This is a genomic window from Acidovorax sp. DW039 (assembly GCF_037101375.1).
Taxonomy (GTDB): domain Bacteria; phylum Pseudomonadota; class Gammaproteobacteria; order Burkholderiales; family Burkholderiaceae_C; genus Acidovorax.
This window is the reverse complement of the sequence record NZ_AP029019.1, coordinates 2,073,280-2,091,734: the sequence shown is the minus strand read 5'-3', so window position 1 is coordinate 2,091,734 and position 18,455 is coordinate 2,073,280. Positions and strand designations below refer to the sequence as shown.

General features: G+C 61.7%; 17 protein-coding genes. 7 read left to right on the top strand and 10 right to left on the bottom strand.

What is annotated here, in order from left to right:
• Positions 1–28: 28 nt before the first annotated feature.
• A complete protein-coding gene (locus tag AACH87_RS09320; protein WP_338798531.1) occupies positions 29–844 on the bottom strand; it encodes a TetR family transcriptional regulator in 816 nt (271 codons plus the stop codon).
• Positions 845–1,010: 166 nt separating this feature from the next.
• On the opposite strand from AACH87_RS09320, the gene AACH87_RS09315 reads away from it, so the two are divergent.
• Genes AACH87_RS09315 through AACH87_RS09305 form a run of 3 tightly spaced genes read left to right on the top strand, consistent with a single transcriptional unit; the run spans position 1,011 to position 3,883 of the window.
• Positions 1,011–1,997, top strand: coding sequence for a tripartite tricarboxylate transporter substrate-binding protein (locus AACH87_RS09315; RefSeq protein ID WP_338798530.1), 987 nt, complete (start codon positions 1,011–1,013; stop codon positions 1,995–1,997).
• Between the two features lie 22 nt (positions 1,998–2,019).
• On the top strand, positions 2,020–2,838 hold the full coding sequence (locus AACH87_RS09310; protein WP_338798529.1) for a cyclase family protein: 819 nt from the start codon (positions 2,020–2,022) through the stop codon (positions 2,836–2,838).
• A 55-nt stretch (positions 2,839–2,893) separates the two neighbouring features.
• Entirely contained in the window at positions 2,894–3,883 is a 990-nt protein-coding gene (locus tag AACH87_RS09305; protein WP_338798528.1) for a fumarylacetoacetate hydrolase family protein, read from the top strand.
• Positions 3,884–3,992: 109 nt separating this feature from the next.
• Here AACH87_RS09305 and AACH87_RS09300 read toward each other — a convergent pair whose 3' ends face one another.
• Entirely contained in the window at positions 3,993–5,216 is a 1,224-nt protein-coding gene (locus tag AACH87_RS09300) for a PA0069 family radical SAM protein (protein ID WP_338798527.1), read from the bottom strand.
• 176 nt (positions 5,217–5,392) lie between these two features.
• On the opposite strand from AACH87_RS09300, the gene rnk reads away from it, so the two are divergent.
• Positions 5,393–5,806, top strand: coding sequence for a nucleoside diphosphate kinase regulator (gene rnk, locus AACH87_RS09295; protein ID WP_338798525.1), 414 nt, complete (start codon positions 5,393–5,395; stop codon positions 5,804–5,806).
• A 74-nt stretch (positions 5,807–5,880) separates the two neighbouring features.
• On the opposite strand, the gene AACH87_RS09290 is transcribed toward rnk, so the two are convergent.
• Positions 5,881–6,999 carry an acyltransferase gene (locus AACH87_RS09290; protein ID WP_338798524.1) on the bottom strand — a complete coding sequence of 373 codons (1,119 nt, stop codon included), beginning with the start codon at positions 6,997–6,999 and terminating at the stop codon, positions 5,881–5,883.
• A 221-nt stretch (positions 7,000–7,220) separates the two neighbouring features.
• Between AACH87_RS09290 and AACH87_RS09285 the strand changes: the two genes are divergently transcribed.
• Genes AACH87_RS09285 through AACH87_RS09275 form a run of 3 tightly spaced genes read left to right on the top strand, consistent with a single transcriptional unit; the run spans position 7,221 to position 10,200 of the window.
• Positions 7,221–7,802 carry a GbsR/MarR family transcriptional regulator gene (locus AACH87_RS09285; RefSeq protein WP_338798523.1) on the top strand — a complete coding sequence of 194 codons (582 nt, stop codon included), beginning with the start codon at positions 7,221–7,223 and terminating at the stop codon, positions 7,800–7,802.
• Between the two features lie 3 nt (positions 7,803–7,805).
• Positions 7,806–9,167, top strand: a complete 1,362-nt coding sequence (locus AACH87_RS09280) for a cytochrome ubiquinol oxidase subunit I (RefSeq protein ID WP_338798521.1) — start codon at positions 7,806–7,808, stop codon at positions 9,165–9,167.
• A 19-nt stretch (positions 9,168–9,186) separates the two neighbouring features.
• Positions 9,187–10,200 (top strand): cytochrome d ubiquinol oxidase subunit II, encoded by a 1,014-nt coding sequence (locus AACH87_RS09275; protein WP_338798520.1) that lies wholly within the window; start codon positions 9,187–9,189, stop codon positions 10,198–10,200.
• A gap of 120 nt (positions 10,201–10,320) precedes the next feature.
• Here the strand turns inward: AACH87_RS09275 and AACH87_RS09270 are convergent, their stop codons facing one another.
• From AACH87_RS09270 to AACH87_RS09240, 7 genes are all read right to left on the bottom strand, one after another.
• Complete coding sequence (locus tag AACH87_RS09270; protein WP_338798519.1) at positions 10,321–11,274, bottom strand: nitronate monooxygenase family protein; 954 nt, start codon at positions 11,272–11,274, stop codon at positions 10,321–10,323.
• 183 nt (positions 11,275–11,457) lie between these two features.
• Positions 11,458–13,248, bottom strand: a complete 1,791-nt coding sequence (locus tag AACH87_RS09265; RefSeq protein ID WP_338798518.1) for an acyl-CoA dehydrogenase — start codon at positions 13,246–13,248, stop codon at positions 11,458–11,460.
• Between the two features lie 85 nt (positions 13,249–13,333).
• On the bottom strand, positions 13,334–14,278 hold the full coding sequence (locus AACH87_RS09260; protein ID WP_338798517.1) for an FAD-binding protein: 945 nt from the start codon (positions 14,276–14,278) through the stop codon (positions 13,334–13,336).
• On the bottom strand, positions 14,279–15,028 hold the full coding sequence (locus AACH87_RS09255) for an electron transfer flavoprotein subunit beta/FixA family protein (RefSeq protein ID WP_338798516.1): 750 nt from the start codon (positions 15,026–15,028) through the stop codon (positions 14,279–14,281).
• A gap of 218 nt (positions 15,029–15,246) precedes the next feature.
• Positions 15,247–16,602 (bottom strand): mechanosensitive ion channel domain-containing protein, encoded by a 1,356-nt coding sequence (locus AACH87_RS09250; protein WP_338798515.1) that lies wholly within the window; start codon positions 16,600–16,602, stop codon positions 15,247–15,249.
• Positions 16,602–17,396, bottom strand: a complete 795-nt coding sequence (locus AACH87_RS09245) for an enoyl-CoA hydratase (protein ID WP_338798514.1) — start codon at positions 17,394–17,396, stop codon at positions 16,602–16,604. Before AACH87_RS09245 ends, AACH87_RS09250 begins: the two co-directional genes overlap by 1 nt.
• Positions 17,397–17,466: 70 nt before the next feature.
• A complete protein-coding gene (locus tag AACH87_RS09240; protein ID WP_338798513.1) occupies positions 17,467–18,372 on the bottom strand; it encodes a histone deacetylase family protein in 906 nt (301 codons plus the stop codon).
• Positions 18,373–18,455 lie beyond the last annotated feature (83 nt).

Below are 18,455 nucleotides of genomic sequence, written 5' to 3'. Positions count from 1 at the left end.
AGCGGCCTTTTTTACATATACCTTGACCTCAACGCGCCTTGGCTCGGGCAGATGTTCTGCGGCTTTGCGACACGGTTGGGGGCCCGCTCGTTGCGCAGGCCGCTTGCATCCCGGCAGCAATAAAGCCGACGAGTAGAGGACCGGCAACGGCTGCATCGCCCGGCGTGTTCTCACCCATTGAAAGGCGGCCAATGCGCTGGTCGTTGACGTGGTGAAGCAGCGCCCCAAGCGCAAACTGATAGCACCAGGCCGCCTGGCTGCGCGTGGCACCCGGTAAGGCGGCAGCAATGGCATCGATAAATGCATGGGCTAGAGGGTCAAACAGCTCACGGATGATGGCCTCATCCTCCGCCAGCTGATCGCTCATGCCTCGGGAAAGCAGACGAAGAAAATCCCTGCCCCCCGGCTGCGCGGCCAAATCCAGCACGGGCAGGACAAAAGCCCGCACGATATCCGTCAGAAGGGCTCCAGGGGCTGCTTCGATTTGCGCCCGCCGCAAGGACTCAAGGCGCACATCGATATACGCCGCATGGGCTTTGAAGATGGCGTGGTACAGCGACAGCTTCGGCCCGTAGTAGTAACCCACCAACGCCAGCGGCACACCTGCCGCATCGGCGATGTCGCGGATGGACACCCCGTGATATCCCTTGGCAGCAAACAGACGCTCTGCCGTCTGAAGGATGGTGGTCTTGCGGTCCACGATCTCCCCGGCCAACGATGGCGTAGCTGAATCCGGCTGCCCGTTGTGCGCGCGTTTTGCACGAGCTGCATTGGAGGCCCGCGCAGAGCGCTCGGTGCGCGTGGCATCGGTCACAGCCGAGGGAGATTGCTTTTTCAAAACCATGGCGAATTCTATCCAGGGCACATAGTACTTGTACGATCGTACAAAATAGCGCAAAATCAATCTTGTACGAACGTACAAAATCAAATGGATGTGAGCGGAGAAGCTGCACACAGAGGTGCCCCAGGGCCCGACGCAGCCAAGCCGCCATCGAAGCAGGAGACAAGACATGATTCAACGCCGCCACCTCATGCAACTCGCCAGCGCATCTGCCTGTGCCTGGCTCAGCCCCAGTGGGGCACAAGCCGCAAAAGCACCCATGCCCGATGTTGCAAAGATCATCACGGGCTTTCCCCCCGGAGGAACACTGGACGTGCTGGCAAGACGGGTTTCGGATCGCCTGCGGGGTCGATACGCGGGCTCCGTACTGGTAGAGAACAAGCCGGGCGCGGGAGGCCAGATTGGCGTGCTGACGCTCAAGAACAGCCCCGCCGATGGCACCAGCCTGCTCATCACGCCCTCGTCCATGCTGTCGATCTATCCGTACACCTACCCCAAGCTCCAGTACCAGGTTGACGACGTGGCCCCAGTATCCCTGGGCGCACTGATGGACCACGGCCTGGCCGTAGGCCCCGGCACCCCCGACAGCGTGCAGACCCTGGCAGACCTGCTGCAGTGGTGGCGCAACAACCCCAACAGCGCAAATTACGGCAGCCCCGGTGCAGGCTCCATGCCTCATCTGGTGGGCGTTCTTATGTCGCAGTTCTCCAAGCAGGAGCAACGGCATATTGCCTACCGGGGAACCGTGCCCGGAATGCAGGACTTGCTGGGCGGGCAGATTCCCGCCTTCTGGGGTCCGATTGGTGACTATCTTCAATACACCAAAACGGGCAAGCTGCGCGTGCTGGCCATCGCTGGTGCCAAGCGCTCCCCCTTTCTGCCCCAGGTGCCCACACTGCAAGAACTCGGCTACCCCCTCAAAGTCAGCGAGTGGTATGGGTTCTTCATGCCCGGCAAGACCGCAGGCGCGACGGTGCAGCAAGCCAATGAGGCACTGCGCTGGGCGCTGGCACAGGCAGACGTCATTGACGTTGGCAAGCAATATGGGCTGGAAGTGAAGTCCTCCACGCCAGCCGAACTAGGCGATTTGCTCAAGGCAGACGCACAGCAATGGCGCGGTCTCATCAAGCAGACGGGTTTTACCGCTGAATCCTGAGCCAGCATCGAAGAGCATTTTCATGACCCATCCTGTCACACCCGCCGAAGCCCATCGCCGTCTCGTAGACATCTCCATGCCGCTGGAAAACGATGTGGCATCGGACCCCCCGGGGCTGCGCCCACATATCCGCTACATCGATCACCAGATGAGCTTCGACGACCTAGCCCAGTTCTTTCCGGGCCTGCAGCGCGAACACCTGCCCGACGGTGAATCCTGGGCGGTGGAGGAGGTGCAGCTTAACACCCATAACGGCACCCATCTGGATGCGCCCTACCACTTTGCCTCCACCATGGACAAAGGACAGCGTGCCCTTTCCATCGACGAAGTGGACCTGAACTGGTGCTTTCAACCTGCAGTGAAGCTGGACTTCCGCCACCTGCCCGATGGCTACATCGTGCAGCCTGCTGATGTGGAAGCAGAGTTGCGCCGCATCGATCACCAGCTCAGCCCGCTGCAGATCGTTCTCGTCAACACCCGCGCAGGGGATGCCTATGGCACGCCAGAGTACCTGCGGGCGGGCTGCGGCATGGGGTATGAAGCCACCATGTACCTGCTGGAGCGCGGAGTGCGCCTTACCGGCACGGATGCCTGGAGCTGGGACGCCCCCTTTGCCTATACCGCGCAGCGCTACGCGCAGACCGGTGATGCATCTTTGATCTGGGAGGGCCACAAGGCAGGCCGGGACATCGGTTACTGCCACCTGGAGAAATTGCACAACCTGCAATCCCTGCCCAGCAAGGGCTTTTATGTGTCCTGCTTTCCGGTGAAGGTAAAAGGTGCCTCCGCGGGGTGGACAAGAGCGGTCGCCATTTTTGACCCACTACTCCCCACTGCATGACATGACCTAAAGCGACGCTCACTCCATCGCCCCCACGCAGCCCACACACAGCACCATGAGACTCGCAAGCCTGCACAACGGCCAGCCGGATGGCCATCTGGTCGTCGTTTCCTCCGACAACCTTCGCTTTGCCAGCGCAGCAAACATCAGCCCCCATTTGCGGGACGCTCTGGAGCGCTGGACGGAGGTGGAGCCCCAGTTGCGCGCGCTGCAAGCGCAGCTGGATGCCGAGCCCGGAAGCACCGCTTGCAACACCGCACCGTTCAACCCCGGGGACTGCGGGGCACCGCTGCCCCGCACCTTCCAGTGGCTGGATGGCTCGGCCTTTCTCAACCACGGCAGGTTGATGGAACGGGCATTCAAAGTCCCTGCGGTGCCGGATTTTGAAACCGTGCCCCTGATGTACCAGGGCGCTGCCGATGACTTTCTGGGCCCACACAATGACGTGCCCTTGCCTGCCGAAGCAGACCAGATTGACTGCGAGGGCGAGTTTGGTGTGGTGCTTTCAGAAACACCCATGGGTGTGTCTGCCCTGCAAGCACTGCAATACGTGAAGCTGGTGGTGCTGCTGAACGACTGGAGCCTGCGCGCCTTTGGCCCGCGTGAAGTGAAAAGCGGATTCGGCTTCATCCAGGCCAAGCCATCCACAGCCTTTGCCCCTGTTGCGGTCACCCCTGACGAGCTGGGAACCCATTGGCGTGATGGCCGGGTGCATTTGCAATTGCGCGTGCAACGAGATGGTCAATGGATAGGTCATCCCCACGCAGGAGAGATGCATTTCCACTTTGGTGAACTGATCGCGCATGCTGCACGCACGCGCAAACTGTCCGCTGGAACCATCATTGGATCGGGCACGGTATCCAACGCAGACCCGGCTGCAGGCTCCACCTGCCTGACCGAGGTGCGCATGCGCGAGATGCTGACCGATGGTGCGCCACGCACTTCATTCCTGCGCTTTGGTGAACGCATTCGAATGGAAGCTTTGAACGACGAAGGGTTGACCGCCCCCTTTGGCGTGCTGGATCAACAGCTGGTGCAGGCATGACCGGTTGCCGCTGAGAGGCTCTGGCTACCGAAAACTGCGTCATTCCATGGCAGGCAATACAAACAGTACGACAAGACGGTGCAACAACGCCAAATGATGCTAACCACGCCTAAAAAAGACTGCCCTGCCCCCGCGCCAGCCCTGGCCTGAACTGGGTCATGTCAAGCCCCTCGCGCTCACGGTTGAGCCCCAGTTTTCGGCACGTGGCAGCGAAACGCTGGCGCAGCAGGTCTGCCCACAACCCGCTGCCTTTCATGCGGGTGGCAAAGTCGCTCTCGTAGGTCTTGCCGGCGGCGCGCTGGACATCGCTCAGGTTATGAAGGTCCTGCACACGCGCCATCACGCGGGCGGCTCGTTGTGGGTAATGCAGTTGCAGCCATTCGCGAAACAGCGCGTCCAGCTCCCACGGCAGGCGCAGCACGGTATAGAACGCACTGGTTGCTCCAGCATCTCGCGCGGCTTCCAGCACCTGTTCCATGTCTTCCGTGATGAATGGGATCTGCGGAGCCACGCTCACCCCCACAGGCACGCCCGCCTCGGCCAAGGTGCGGATGGTGCGCAGACGCCGGTGGGGTGCGGCGGCTCTGGGCTCCATGCGGCGAGCCAGATCCGCATCGAGCGTAGTCACAGTGACGTACACAGCCGCAAGGCGTTGCGCGGCCAAGGGGACCAGCAAGTCCATATCCCGCTCCACCCCGCTGGACTTGGTGATCAGGGAGAACGGATGTCGCGCATCGCGCAAGACCTCGATCACACTGCGGGTGAGGCGCAGCTCACGCTCTACGGGTTGGTAGCAATCGGTGGCGGAACCGATGTTGAGCAACCGGGGCACATAACGCGGTTGCGCAAGCTCGTGCCTGAGCACTTCGGCAATGTTGTGCTTGGCCACGATCTGGGTTTCAAAGTCCAGGCCAGGGGAAAAGTTCAGGTAGCTGTGGGTGGGGCGCGCGTAGCAGTAGGTACAACCATGCTCACACCCCCGATAGGGGTTGACCGAGAGTTCAAAAAAGATGTCGGGGGAGTCATTTGCACTGAGCGCGCTGCGCGCCGTCTCCAGGTGCACGCGGGTGGCGGGTGCCTGGGGTGACAAGGGAGAAGCCCACAAGTCTTCATCATCGCCAGGGTCGCACCCATCCTCTTGTCTATCTCCAGCCTTCTCTGGATGAAGACGAGCTTGCGAATTCCACCCGTCGTCAGCCGCCTCTCGCACGTCGCGCTCAAACCTGTGCGGCACCGCGGTGGCAGCGCCCCGGCCACGTATGGCCTGGACAGGAATAGGCACCCATTCGGCCTCAGCGCCGTATACCACCGTGGGGTTCGCAGGAGTTTTCATAACTGTATAAATATACAGCATTCAAAAATGAGCTTGGCAAATCATTCACATGAAAAGGTCTGCAATGGCGGGCACGCTCATCGGCCAGAAGGGCCAGGCAATGACCGCGCGCGGCAGTGCGAGATTCGCAATCGCCTAGAGTCCCGGCCTTTCAACCACTCTCATGAGGTATCACAATGGCGCGCAAGCCCCAGATCGTTCTGTCTTCCCTGGATCTCGACCGTATTGAAGCCCTGCTGGCAGCCATGCCTTCCAGTGTGTTTCCTGGAAAGGCGGATCTGCAGGCAGAGCTCGATCGGGCGGACGTGGTGCCGCCCGAGGAGATCCCACCCCACGTGGTCACCATGAACTCCACCGTGAAGTTCCGAATCCAGGAAAGCGGAAAAGAGTTCTGCCTGACGCTGGTCTACCCACGCGATATCGACGGCAGCGCAGACAAGCTGTCCATCCTCGCACCAGTGGGCAGTGCGCTACTGGGGTTGTCTGTGGGTGACGAGCTAGCCTGGCCAGGCCCCGGCGGTAAGGCGATGACGGTGCAAGTCAAGGAGATCGTCTATCAACCCGAAAGCGCGGGCGAACTGCACCGCTGACTTGGTAGGCATCCAATGCCCCTCAAAGTGCCTCATCCGATGCGTGAGGCATTGCGTTGGTTTTGGGGCGGCTCCTAGCCCCAATTGCTGCCGAGCTGCACCAGCACGCCAGCCGCCACCAGGCTCGCCTGCCAGCGCAGCAAGGTGGGCAAGGAAGGGGTGCGCAGTTCTACCGTGCGATAGAGCCACTGGCCCGCGACCATGGCCAGAGAAAACGCCAGCAGCATGCCACCGGCGTTGAGCCATGGAGAGTCTGGCCACAGGCCACTCACCACCGCATTGACCAGCAGGCACACCGCGAAGTGGATGAGAAACACGGAATACGACATTTGCCCAAGCCGCACCAGAGGACCCACTCCACGCCACTGGCGGACCGCTGGCGTACGCATGGCCCACACCAGCAGCAGCGCCGTCACCAGCGCCAGCGCGATACGGGCGCGGTATTCCAGCCACAGGCCCACCAAGCCCAGCAGGGCCATGCACACCACCCAACCCGAGGCGCGAGGCGCGCGGCTGGCCCAGAACGCCATCATGCCCAGACCGTAGGCACCGAAGAAATAGACGGCCCACACATCCCAGTGGGCATCGCGATTGAAACCCCAGAGCGATGCAGCCACGCCGGCCACCACCACCGCGCGCCCCAGCCAGGAGGCCCACTTCTGCGCAGCCGCGGAGGGCAATGCACGCACCGCAGCGAAGATGAGAACACTGAGGGTGAAAAGCTGGAAGTCGATGGCCACGTACCAGACTCCCGCAGACAGCGATTCATGCTCCACCACACTGTGCAGCAGCAACGCGTGGGTGATGAGCTGTGCAAGGCTCGGGTCTCCGGGCACCGAAGGATGCTCCATCCAGGGGCGCACCAAGGCGCTGATCAGCACGGTGACCAACAGTGCCACCACATAAGGGACCACCAGCCGCACAAAGCGCTTGCCCACCTGCTGGCCCGCTTGCCCAAAGCGGGCAACGCCTTCAGGAGCCAGGCTGGCTGCAGCAAGGTAGCCGCCCAGCACCAGGAAGATCTGGACTGCCATGCGCGCGTAGTCGTACAGCCAGGCCATCAAATGGGGCGCCAGCGGCTGGGCGATATCAGACATAGGGCCGTAGAAGGCCAGATGGTGGGCCACGATGGCCGCGCAAGCCGTGCCTTTGACAGTGTCCAGCAACGGCAGCCGGGATGTGTTTTGAGACATGCAGAGAACCGGATTGACCTGGGCGCTCTGGCGAAGCGAATTCGCAGGCGCAAAAGCAAAGCCTTCTATTGTCCTCTTTCTGTGTAAATCTTGCCAGGCATGCGAGAGGCAGGGCAGAAGCAAGCTGGAAATGCTCGACTTTGTAGTGTCCATTTGCAAAGCATTCTGAATTTTCAAGAATTTCTGAAAATTCAAGAAAAAAGGCGCACAATGCGATTCCTATGACCTATGTCAAAAACCTTCCCCCTCTGAACCGCCAGTTCGTCGCCCACTTTGGTGAGATGGGTAGCCGCTGGGGTATCAACCGCACCGTGGGCCAGATCTATGCATTGATCTTTCTCTCGCCCCGCCCCATCAATGCCGACGAAATTGCAGAGGCACTGGAGTTCTCCCGGTCCAACGTCAGCATGGGCCTCAAGGAGCTTCAGTCCTGGCGACTGGTCAAGCTCAGCCATCTGCCCGGTGACCGCCGCGAATACTTTGAAGCACCCAAGGACGTGTGGGAGATCTTCCGCGTGCTGGCAGAAGAACGCCGCCGCCGCGAGATAGAACCCACGCTATCCATGCTGCGCATGGCGCTGCTGGAGGAACCCTCGTCCGACGAAGAGCGCTATGCGCAGCAGCGCATGCGCGAAATGCACGAGCTGATCGACCGGCTGATGACATGGTTTGACGATGTGCAGCGTCTGGCACCGGAGACGGCACTGCAGCTCATGGGCATGGGGGCGGCCGTGACACGGGTGCTTGAACTCAAAGACCGACTGACCGGCAAGGCACCCGCCCCCAAAACCCAGGAGGACTGAGCCATGGACACCTTCATGCTCTCGCGCATCCAGTTCGCAGCCAACATCAGCTTCCACATCCTGTTCCCCACCATCACCATCGCCCTGTGCTGGTTTCTGGTGTTCTTCCGGCTGCGCCATGCGGCCACGCGCGGCACCCCGGCTGCTGCGGGCTGGGAGCAGGCGTATTACTTCTGGACCAAGGTATTTGCACTGACCTTCGCGCTGGGTGTGGTCTCGGGCATCACCATGAGTTTCCAGTTCGGCACCAACTGGCCAGGATTCATGGAGCGTGCGGGCAACATTGCAGGCCCATTGCTGGGCTATGAAGTGCTCACCGCCTTCTTTCTGGAGGCATCGTTCCTGGGCATCATGCTGTTCGGTCGCGGTCGGGTGTCAGACCGTGTGCACATGGCCGCCACCCTGCTGGTCGCTTTTGGCACCACGCTGTCCGCCTTCTGGATTTTGAGCCTCAACTCATGGATGCAGACCCCTGCGGGCTACGAAATCATCGACGGCAAGTTCCACGCGGTGGACTGGCTGGCCATCGTCTTCAACCCGTCTTTCCCCTATCGCCTGGGGCACAAGTTGCTGGCTTCCACACTCACGGCAGGGTTCCTGATCGCGGGGGTCAGCGCCTGGCAGCTGCTCAAGGGCAGCGCCACCGCTGGCACGCGCCTGGCATTGCGCACGGCGGTCGTCACCGTGGCAGTGGCCGTGCCCCTGCAGATCTTGATGGGGGACATGCACGGGCTGAACACGCTGGAGCATCAACCCGCCAAGATTGCAGCCATTGAAGGGATTTGGCACACCGAAAAGGGGGCGCCCCTCACCCTCTTTGGCATCCCCAACGAAAAAGAAGGCCGCACCGACTACGCACTGCAAATTCCCAAGGCAGCCAGTCTGATTCTTGCGCACGATATGGATGCAGAGCTGAAAGGGCTGAACGAGTTTGCAGGAGCCCATCCGCCCGTTGCACCCGTGTTCTGGAGCTTTCGGATCATGGTGGGCGTGGGCCTGCTGATGCTGGCCGTGGCCTGGGTTGCAGCCTGGCTGCTGTGGCGCAGGCGTGTTCAGCCAAGGGCTGCGCTCCCCCGCCCCTTGTTGTGGACACTGGTGGGCATGACCTTCTCCGGCTGGGTCGCCACCCTGGCGGGCTGGTATGTGACGGAAATTGGCCGCCAGCCCTACCTGGTCTACGGCCTGCTCAAGACGGCAGACGCTGTGGCACCCCACGGCAGCGGCATGGTAGCGGGCACGCTGGCCGCGTACCTGACGGTGTACGTGTTGCTGCTGGCGGCCTATGTGGGCGTCATCAAATACATGGCCGAGCACCCTGCGCAGCCGGTGCCTGACGCAGCGCCCCCCACTGCCCATACCGTGTAACCGCACCAAGGAGCCCTCCATGCTGGACACCCTGAACTGGGCCACCGCCCTGCCCCTGCTCTTCATGGCCGTCATGGGGCTGGCCCTGCTGGCCTATGTGATTCTGGACGGCTACGACCTGGGCGTGGGCATGCTGCTGCCCCTGGCCACCCCTGCAGAAAAAGACGTGATGGTGGCCAGCATCGGCCCCTTCTGGGACGCAAACGAGACCTGGCTGGTGCTGGGGGTGGGCGTGCTGCTGGTGTGCTTTCCCATGGCGCATGGTGTAGTGCTGACTGCGCTGTACCTGCCGGTGGCAATCATGCTGATCGGGCTCATCGTGCGCGGCGTGGCGTTCGACTTTCGCGTCAAGGCACGCGATGCGCACAAGGCCACCTGGAACCACCTCTTCGCACTGGGCTCTCTGGTCACCACCTTGGCCCAGGGCTGGATGCTGGGGGCTTACGTCACCGGCTTTCAAGCAGACCTGTGGAGCCGCATGTTTGCTGCAGGCATCGCCCTGACCCTGCCCGCCGCCTACGCCATGCTGGGCGCAGGCTGGCTCATCATGAAGACCGAGGGACCGCTTCAAGGCAAGGCGCTGCGCTGGGGCCAGGGCGTGCTGTGGCCCATGGGCTTTGCGCTGGTGGGCATCTCGCTGGCGACTCCTGTGGTCAGCCAGACCGTGTTCCACAAGTGGTTCGCACTGCCAGGATTCTTTGCCTTGCTTCCCATCCCGCTGGCGTGCGTCGCGTGCTTCTTTGCCATACGGCACGTGCTCAGCTCCCCGCGTGTGGTGGCCGCAGGCTATGGCTGGGTGGTGTTCGCGGCCACAGTCACCATTTTTGTGCTGGCCTTTTTCGGTCTGGCCTACAGCCTGTACCCCTACATCGTCATTGACCGACTCACGGTGTGGGAAGCTGCCAGCGCCACCAACTCGCTCATCGTGATCGGCGTGGGGGTGGCCATCACCCTGCCCATGATCGTTGCCTACACCTTGTTCATGTACCGGGTGTTCTGGGGCAAGGCGCGGGAATTGACGTATGGGCTTTGATCAAAAGTGGCCATGGCGCTTTCTACACAAGCGCAGGCAGCTACGCAATCCATAGCAAAAGCGGGCCCTGAGGCCCGCTTTTTTCGCTTTCGTTGTGCTGACGCAAGAGGTCAGCGGTGTTTACAGCTTCAGTCGCGCGCGCGCCGCTTCGTATTCGCTGCGGAACTTGGCAACCAGCTCGGCCGTGCTGGTCACTGCGTTGATCGCGCCAATGCCCTGGCCGCAGCCCCAGATGTCCTTCCAGGCTTTCTTGGCATCGCCGCCAAAGTTCATCTTGCTGGGGTCGGACTCGGGCAGGTTGTCGGGGTCCAGGCCTGCTGCGCGGATCGACGGTGCCAGATAGTTGCCATGCACGCCGGTGAACAGATTGCTGTAGACGATATCGTCCGAGTTGCTGTCCACAATGGCTTGCTTGTAGGCGTCTACTGCACGGGCTTCATGCGTGGCAATGAAGGCCGAGCCGATATAGGCAAAGTCTGCCCCCATGGCCTGCGCCGCCAGGATGGCACCGCCCGATGCAATGGAGCCTGACAGCGCCAACGGGCCATCGAACCACTGGCGGATTTCCTGGATCAGCGCAAACGGGCTCTTGGTGCCAGCGTGGCCGCCCGCCCCCGCCGCCACGGCGATCAGGCCGTCTGCGCCCTTTTCAATCGCCTTGCGCGCAAACTTGTTGTTGATGACGTCATGCAGCACCACGCCACCCCAGCCGTGCACGGCCTGGTTCACGTCTTCGCGCGCACCGAGCGATGTGATGATGATCGGCACCTTGTACTTGGCGCACACCTGCATGTCGTGCTCCAGGCGGTCGTTGCTCTTGTGCACGATCTGGTTGATGGCAAAGGGCGCTGCGGGCTTGTCGGGGTGGGCCTTGTTGTAGGCAGCCAGCGTCTCGGTGATCTCGGCCAGCCACTCGTCCAGCAGCTCGGCAGGACGGGCATTGAGCGCGGGCATGGAGCCCACCACCCCGGCCTTGCACTGCTCGATGACGAGCTTGGGGTTGCTGATGATGAACAGCGGTGAGCCAATGACAGGCAGCGGCAGGTTTTGCAGCACGGGAGGCAGTTTGGACATGGCAACAACTTCCAGGAACAGGTTTTGATTGAAACAGCCCTCTAGCGCTTATCCATCAAGCGCAAGCAGCTATTATTTTTATAGTAAAGGCCTGTACCCTGCACAGGCCTTTTCTCACTCTCTTGTCTCGCTCTCTTTCACTCCTCAAAGGGCAGGCTCTGCCCTTTCAGAATGGGTTGGACTTCAGAATGCTTCCAGCGCCAGCTCCGTCACGCTGGCAGCGCCTTCCACAATGCTGTCGCGCAGGCCGGGGGCCTTCACCAGAATGTGGTCGGCATAGAACTGGGCCGTGGTGATTTTTGCGCGCATGAAGGCTGCGTCCTGTCCCTTTTGCAACAGGTCTTGCGCCACCAGCAGGCTGCGCGCCAACTGCCAGCCCGCCACCACATTGCCCGCCAGCATCAGGTAAGGCACGCTGCCCGCAAACACAGCGTTGGGCTGGGCCTTGGTGCCACCGGCCACAAAGTCAATCACGTCCAGCAGCGCCTTGCGTGCGGCTGTGAGGCGCTTGGCCACGGCCAAGGCAGCGGGCGTGCCGCTGGCCAGCAGGTCGGCCTCGGTCTTCTCGATTTGCGCAGCAATGCCCTTGGCCACCTGGCCGCCATCGCGCGCCGTCTTGCGGCCCACGAGGTCGTTGGCCTGGATGGCGGTGGTGCCTTCGTAGATGGTCAGGATCTTGGCGTCGCGGTAGTACTGTGCTGCGCCGGTTTCTTCAATGAAGCCCATGCCGCCATGCACCTGCACGCCCAGGCTGGTCACTTCCAGGCTGGTCTCGGTGCTGTAACCCTTGACCAGCGGCACCATGAATTCATAGAACGCCTGGTTCTGCTTGCGCGTATCGGCATCCGGGTGGTGGTGCGCGGCGTCAAACGCAGCCGCAGCCACGGTGGCCATGGCACGGCAGCCTTCCACGGTGGCGCGCATCGTCATCAGCATGCGTTTCACATCGGGGTGGTGAATGATGGGTGCGCTGGCGGCAATGCTGCCGTCCACAGGGCGGCTTTGCACGCGGTCTTTGGCGTACTGCACGGCCTTTTGGTACGCCCGCTCAGAGATCGCAATGCCCTGCATGCCCACCGCATAGCGGGCGGCGTTCATCATGATGAACATGTATTCAAGGCCACGGTTTTCTTCGCCCACCAGGTAGCCCACAGCGCCACCATGGTCGCCAAACTGCAGCACGGCCGTGGGCGATGCCTTGATGCCCAGCTTGTGCTCGATGCTCACGCAATGCGCGTCGTTACGCGCGCCCAGGCTGCCGTCCTTGTTCACCAAAAACTTCGGCACCACAAACAGGCTGATGCCCTTCACGCCTTCGGGCGCGCCCTGCACGCGGGCCAGCACCAGGTGCACGATGTTCTCGGCCATGTCGTGCTCACCGTAGGTGATGAAGATCTTGGTGCCGAAGACCTTGTAGGTGCCGTCGGGCTGGGGTTCGGCGCGGGTGCGCACCAGGGCCAGATCCGAGCCCGCCTGGGGTTCGGTCAGGTTCATGGTGCCGGTCCATTGGCCGGTCACCAGCTTTTCCAGATACGTCGCCTTGAGTTCGTCGCTGCCTGCGGTGAGCAGTGCTTCAATCGCGCCATCGGTAAGCAAGGGGCACAGCGCAAAGCTCATGTTGGCGCTGTTGGTCATCTCGATGCAGGCGGCGCCAATCGTCTTGGGCAGGCCCTGGCCGCCAAAGTCGGCAGGGTGTTGCAGCCCTTGCCAGCCGCCCTCAGCGTACTGACGGAAGGCCTCTTTGAAGCCGGGGGTGGTGGTGACCACGCCGTCTTTCCAGCTCGACGGGTTCTTGTCGCCTTCCCAGTTGAGCGGAGCCAGCACGCCCTCGTTGAACTTGGCGCACTCTTCCAAAACGGCGGCAGCGGTGTCCAGGCCTGCATCTTCAAAGCCAGGAATCTGCGCAATCTTCTCAATGTTGGCCAAGTGTTCAATGGCGAACAACATGTCTTTGACGGGGGCCGTGTAGCTCATTTTTGTCTCCGGAAAATCAAAAAATCGTCAAAAAAAAGGCATCGCAAGCGATGCCTTTGTGCAAGCCTCAGGGCTTCCAATTGCCTCAGAGAGCCTTGACCAGCTCAGGCACAGCCGTGAACAGATCAGCCTCCAGGCCATAGTCCGCCACGCTGAAGATCGGCGCCTCTGGGTCCTTGTTGATCGCCACGATCACCTTCGAATCCTTCATCCCAGCCAGGTGCTGGATCGCACCCGAGATACCGGCCGCGATGTACAGCTGCGGCGCCACGATCTTGCCGGTCTGGCCCACTTGCAGGTCGTTGGGGGCGTAGCCTGCATCCACCGCTGCGCGGCTGGCTCCAATGGCGGCTCCCAGCTTGTCGGCCAGGGGGGTGATGACTTCGGTGAATTTCTCGGCACTGCCCAGCGCACGGCCACCGGAGACGATGATCTTGGCGGCTGTGAGTTCGGGGCGGTCGCTCTTGGCGATTTCGCTGCCCACAAAGCTGCTTTTGCCGTTGTCGGCTGTGGCGGCGGCGGCTTCAACAGCGGCTGCGCCACCGGTGGCGGCTGCAGCATCAAAGCCGGTGGTGCGCACGGTGATGACTTTGACGCTGTCTGCGCTTTGCACTGTGGCAATGGCGTTGCCTGCGTAGATGGGGCGCTCGAAGGTGTCTGCGGACACGACTTTGGTGATGTCGCTGATCTGGGCGACGTCGAGCTTGGCGGCCACGCGGGGGGCTATGTTCTTGCCGCTGGCGGTGGCGGGGAAGAGGATGTGGCTGTAGTTGCTAGCCGCATTTCCCTGAAGTGCCAGCACTTGCGCAGCGACGTTTTCTGCAAGGCCGTGCTCCAAGCCTGCGGCGTCGGCGTGGATCACCTTGCTCACACCGGCGATCTGGGCGGCGGCTTGTGCGGCTGCGCCTGCGTTGTGGCCCGCCACGAGGACGTGCACGTCGCCTCCGCAAGCTGCGGCTGCGGTGACGGTGTTGAGGGTGGCGCCTTTGATGGAGGCGTTGTCGTGTTCAGCAATAACGAGTACCGACATTTAGATCACCTTCGCTTCGTTTTTGAGTTTTTCGACCAGTGCCGCCACGTCAGCCACCTTCACACCTGCGCCGCGCTTGGCGGGCTCGGTCACCTTCAGGGTCTTCAGGCGAGGGGTGACGTCCACTCCCAGGTCTTCGGGCTTGACGGTGTCCAGCTGCTTTTTCTTGGCCTTCATGATGTTGGGCAAGGTGACGTAGCGGGGTTCGTTCAGGCGCAGGTCGGTGGTGATTACGGCTGGGAGTGTCAAGGCCAGGGTTTCCAGGCCGCCGTCCACTTCGCGGGTGACGTTGACCTTGTCTGCTGCGAGTTCAACCTTGCTGGCAAAGGTGGCCTGGGGCAGATCGGCCAAAGCAGCCAGCATCTGGCCGGTCTGGTTGGCGTCGTCGTCGATGGCTTGTTTGCCCAGGATGATGAGCTGGGGTTGTTCTTTGTCCACCAGGGCCTTGAGCAGCTTGGCCACGGCCAGGGGCTGCAGTTCGGCGTCGGTCTCGACAAGGATGGCGCGGTCAGCGCCAATGGCCATGGCGGTGCGCAGGGTTTCCTGGCACTGGGCTACGCCGCAGGAGACTGCGATGACTTCGGTCACCAGGCCTTTTTCTTTCAGGCGCACTGCCTCTTCAACGGCGATTTCGTCAAAGGGGTTCATGCTCATCTTCACGTTGGCGATGTCCACACCCGTGTTATCCGACTTGACTCGAACCTTCACGTTGTAGTCCACCACGCGCTTGACAGGGACCAAGACCTTCATTGCTGCGGCTCCTAGAGTTGGTTGAATTGACGTTTACGTAAACCAGATGATTCTATGACGCACCGCAGCACCCTCTGGCGGGCAACCGCATGGACACATCAAATATTCAAAAACGAACGACCGTGCTTTTCTTGCATTATAGGGCAGCAAAAGCACTTTGCCGCAAGCCCCGCGTGTGCTGATGGACTTGCATGCCAGCATGGCTGCCCCGCGGTCCTTCAATGCGCTCCGCTCCCCTCCACCGAAGCAGGCGAGGCCGCCTGAACAGCCCGCACTCCAGAAGGCAAAGCGTCCGACTCCACCTGCACATGCATGACACGCTGGGGGAACGGAATCTCGATGCGGTGAGTACGCAGTGCCGCCAGAATGGCCCGGTTGATGTCGGAGCGCAATCCCAGCGTGCCGTTTTCCGGATCTGCGATCCAAAAACCGACCGTGAATTCCAGCCCATCAGCCCCAAAGGCCGACAGCGCGGCTGAAGGCGCAGGTTCACGCAATACGCGGGGGCAGGACAAGGCAGATTCGGTCAGCAGCCGTATGACCAGATCTACATCACTGTCATAGGCCACACTGACCACGGTGGAGAGCCACACTTTGGGATCGGCCAGTGAGAGGTTTTCCACCCGCTGGGTGATCAGCATTTCGTTGGGCACGATGGACTCGCGCCCCGCTGCCGAACGCACTACGGTGTAACGCGCATTGATGTTGGTGATGCGCCCCTCAAAGTTGTCGACCCGCACGTTGTCACCAATGCGCATGCTGCGCTCGGTGAGGATGACGAAACCGCTCACATAGTTGGCGGCCAGCTTTTGCAGGCCCAGGCCAATACCCACCCCTACCGCACCGCCCAGCACCGACAGGGCAGTGAGATCAATACCCACAGCGGACATGGCCACGATGAGACCAAAGAAGATCATCAGCGCACGCAGCGCATTGCTTACCGCCTTGCGCAAAGACAGGTCTGCACCGCCAGTAGCCGAGCGCAACAGACGTGTCTCGATTGCGGCAGATACCCACAGCGTGACCAGCAGGACACCGCAAGCTGTCACCGCGCCCTCCACCATGGTGCGCAAACTCATGCTGACGCTGCCCACCTTCCAGTGAATCTGCTCCATCTCCGTGAGCACCAAGGGCAGCAGGCCCGTCACCCACAGCACCATGGCAAGCCAAGCCAGCCACGAGATGGTGCGCTCAATCGGCTTGACCCAGGCGGACTGCGGAAACGCCACCTGCAGCACTTTGGCTCCGAGTCTGATGACGGCTAATGACACCAGCACCGGCAGCGCCACCCGAAAGACGGCCAGAGGCACCCAGTTCACAAGCACGGTGCGCGCCACATACCCCAGCCCCAGCAGCACCATGGGGAACAGCGCCCCATCCACCACCTTCTCGCCAAACAGGATGGAACGGTGGCTGTCGTGCCGCAACCCACGCGCCAGCACGGCCACAATGGCCCAGGCCAGACCCAGACAGGTCAGCAGGCCCGCCAGCTCAATCCAGACGGTGGGGGCGGCGAATGCACGCAACCATTGCCCCACGTCCTCAAACATCGAAACATCTGCAGAGCCAGCCATCAACGCTTCCACTCCGGTGTGCGTTTCTCGGCAAACGCCCGCGCGCCCTCTTGCGCGGCAGGGTCCATCATGTTCACCGCCATGGTCTGACCGGCCAACTGGTAGGCCGCTTCGATGCCCAGTTCACGTTGCTGGTAGACCAGCGCCTTGCCCATGGCAATGGCCGTGCGGGGCTTTTCAAGGATGGAGCAGAGAAGCTTTTCCACCTCCGCATCCAGCTCGCCAGCAGGCACCACACGGTTGAGAAGGCCTTGCGCCTGCGCCGTGCGGGCGTCGATGAAGTCGCCCGTCAACAGCATCTCCATGGCCCGCTTGGCGGGCACATTGCGCACCAGGGGAACGCTGGGCGTTGCGCAAAACAGCCCGTAGTGAATGCCACTGGTGGCAAAGCTGGCTTCGTCCGCAGCCACCGCCAGATCGCATTGCGCCACCAGCTGGCAACCCGCAGCCGTGGCCATGCCCTGCACCTTGGCAATCACAGGCACCGGCAGCTTGTGAATGCTGAGCATCACGCGGCTGCACTGGGCAAACAGTTTCTGGTACCAGGCCTGATCGGGATGCGCAGCCATGTCCTTGAGGTTGTGGCCCGCACAGAAAGCTTTGCCTTCTGCGGCAAGCACCACCGCGCGTGCCGATGCGTCTGCAGCAACCGCATCCAGCGCTTGCTGCAAAGCCGCCAACATGTCAGAGCCCAGGGCATTGAATCGCCCGGGGTCGCTCAGGGTCAGGGTCACCACGCCGCGTGCGTCCCTGTCCACCCGCAGCGGGGAGGTAGCTGCTTCAGAAACCGTCATCCGTTCATCAACCTTTCAACACGTCAACCAGGGCCCGGCCCCAGACCTGACGTCCAATCCATCTCAAAAATCACAAATCAGCCAGCACGCGCAGATGGGCTTCCACACTGCGCGACAAGGGGCCCATTACGTAACCGCCTTCCAGGCACGACACGATGCGGCCCTTGGCGTAGCGGCGGGCAATGTCTTTTACCCGCTGGGTGATCCAGGTGTAGTCCTGCTCCGTCAGGCCCAACTGCCCCATGTCGTCTTCGCGATGGCCGTCAAAACCGGCGCTCACAAAAATCATCTCGGGCTTGAAGGCTTCCAGCCGGGGAATCCACATCATTTCAATGATCTCGCGGATCTCCATGCCACGGGTGTATGCCGCCACAGGCACATTCACCATGTTGGGGGCCGGGTCCACGTCTCCGCTGTAGGGGTAGAACGGGTGCTGGAAGATGCTCACCATCAGCGCACGCGAGTCTCCGGCCAGGATGTCTTCCGTACCGTTGCCGTGGTGCACATCAAAGTCCACCACGGCCACGCGCTGCAGGTTGTAGCGCTGCAGCGCATATTTGGCAGCCACCGCCACGTTGTTGAAAAAGCAGAAACCCATGGCCTTGCTGCGGGTCGCATGGTGCCCTGGGGGGCGCACCGCGCAAAAGGCGTTTTCCAGCTCACCGGCCATCACGGCATCGGTGGCTGCCAGTGCTGCGCCTGCAGCACGCAGGGCGGCTTTCCAGGTGTGGGCGTTGATGGAGGTGTCGGTATCCAGTTGTGTGTGGCTCGGGCCACCCGCCAGCATTTCTTCGTTGAGCCGGTCTGACAGCCCCCTGAGGGCCGCGATGTGCATGCGGTCATGGGCCAGTTCAATGTCGGCCAGGGCCGCCTCGGGGGCTTCAAACCGCTCCAGGGCATCACCCACGCCAGTGACCAGCAGGCGGTCCTCAATCGCATCCAGCCGCTCCGGGCACTCGGGGTGGCCAGGGCCCATCTCGTGTTTCCAGCAGTCCCTGTGCGTGAAATAGCCCGTCTTGCTCACAGTCTTGTCCCCACGTGTCGATTTTTTCAGAGTTT

Excerpts from the sequence above, each read along its gene's own strand:
- AACH87_RS09300 (WP_338798527.1), bottom strand. The coding sequence starts at position 5,216 with ATGAAAACTCCTGCGAACCCCACGGTGGTATACGGCGCTGAGGCCGAA.
- AACH87_RS09245 (WP_338798514.1), bottom strand. The coding sequence starts at position 17,396 with ATGACGGTTTCTGAAGCAGCTACCTCCCCGCTGCGGGTGGACAGGGAC.
- AACH87_RS09250 (WP_338798515.1), bottom strand. The coding sequence starts at position 16,602 with ATGGCTGGCTCTGCAGATGTTTCGATGTTTGAGGACGTGGGGCAATGG.
- AACH87_RS09305 (WP_338798528.1), top strand. The coding sequence starts at position 2,894 with ATGAGACTCGCAAGCCTGCACAACGGCCAGCCGGATGGCCATCTGGTC.
- AACH87_RS09265 (WP_338798518.1), bottom strand. The coding sequence starts at position 13,248 with ATGAGCTACACGGCCCCCGTCAAAGACATGTTGTTCGCCATTGAACAC.
- AACH87_RS09290 (WP_338798524.1), bottom strand. The coding sequence starts at position 6,999 with ATGTCTCAAAACACATCCCGGCTGCCGTTGCTGGACACTGTCAAAGGC.
- AACH87_RS09270 (WP_338798519.1), bottom strand. The coding sequence starts at position 11,274 with ATGTCCAAACTGCCTCCCGTGCTGCAAAACCTGCCGCTGCCTGTCATT.
- AACH87_RS09240 (WP_338798513.1), bottom strand. The coding sequence starts at position 18,372 with ATGGGCCCTGGCCACCCCGAGTGCCCGGAGCGGCTGGATGCGATTGAG.
- AACH87_RS09310 (WP_338798529.1), top strand. The coding sequence starts at position 2,020 with ATGACCCATCCTGTCACACCCGCCGAAGCCCATCGCCGTCTCGTAGAC.
- AACH87_RS09275 (WP_338798520.1), top strand. The coding sequence starts at position 9,187 with ATGCTGGACACCCTGAACTGGGCCACCGCCCTGCCCCTGCTCTTCATG.
- AACH87_RS09315 (WP_338798530.1), top strand. The coding sequence starts at position 1,011 with ATGATTCAACGCCGCCACCTCATGCAACTCGCCAGCGCATCTGCCTGT.
- AACH87_RS09320 (WP_338798531.1), bottom strand. The coding sequence starts at position 844 with ATGGTTTTGAAAAAGCAATCTCCCTCGGCTGTGACCGATGCCACGCGC.
- AACH87_RS09260 (WP_338798517.1), bottom strand. The coding sequence starts at position 14,278 with ATGTCGGTACTCGTTATTGCTGAACACGACAACGCCTCCATCAAAGGC.
- AACH87_RS09285 (WP_338798523.1), top strand. The coding sequence starts at position 7,221 with ATGACCTATGTCAAAAACCTTCCCCCTCTGAACCGCCAGTTCGTCGCC.
- AACH87_RS09255 (WP_338798516.1), bottom strand. The coding sequence starts at position 15,028 with ATGAAGGTCTTGGTCCCTGTCAAGCGCGTGGTGGACTACAACGTGAAG.
- AACH87_RS09280 (WP_338798521.1), top strand. The coding sequence starts at position 7,806 with ATGGACACCTTCATGCTCTCGCGCATCCAGTTCGCAGCCAACATCAGC.
- rnk (WP_338798525.1), top strand. The coding sequence starts at position 5,393 with ATGGCGCGCAAGCCCCAGATCGTTCTGTCTTCCCTGGATCTCGACCGT.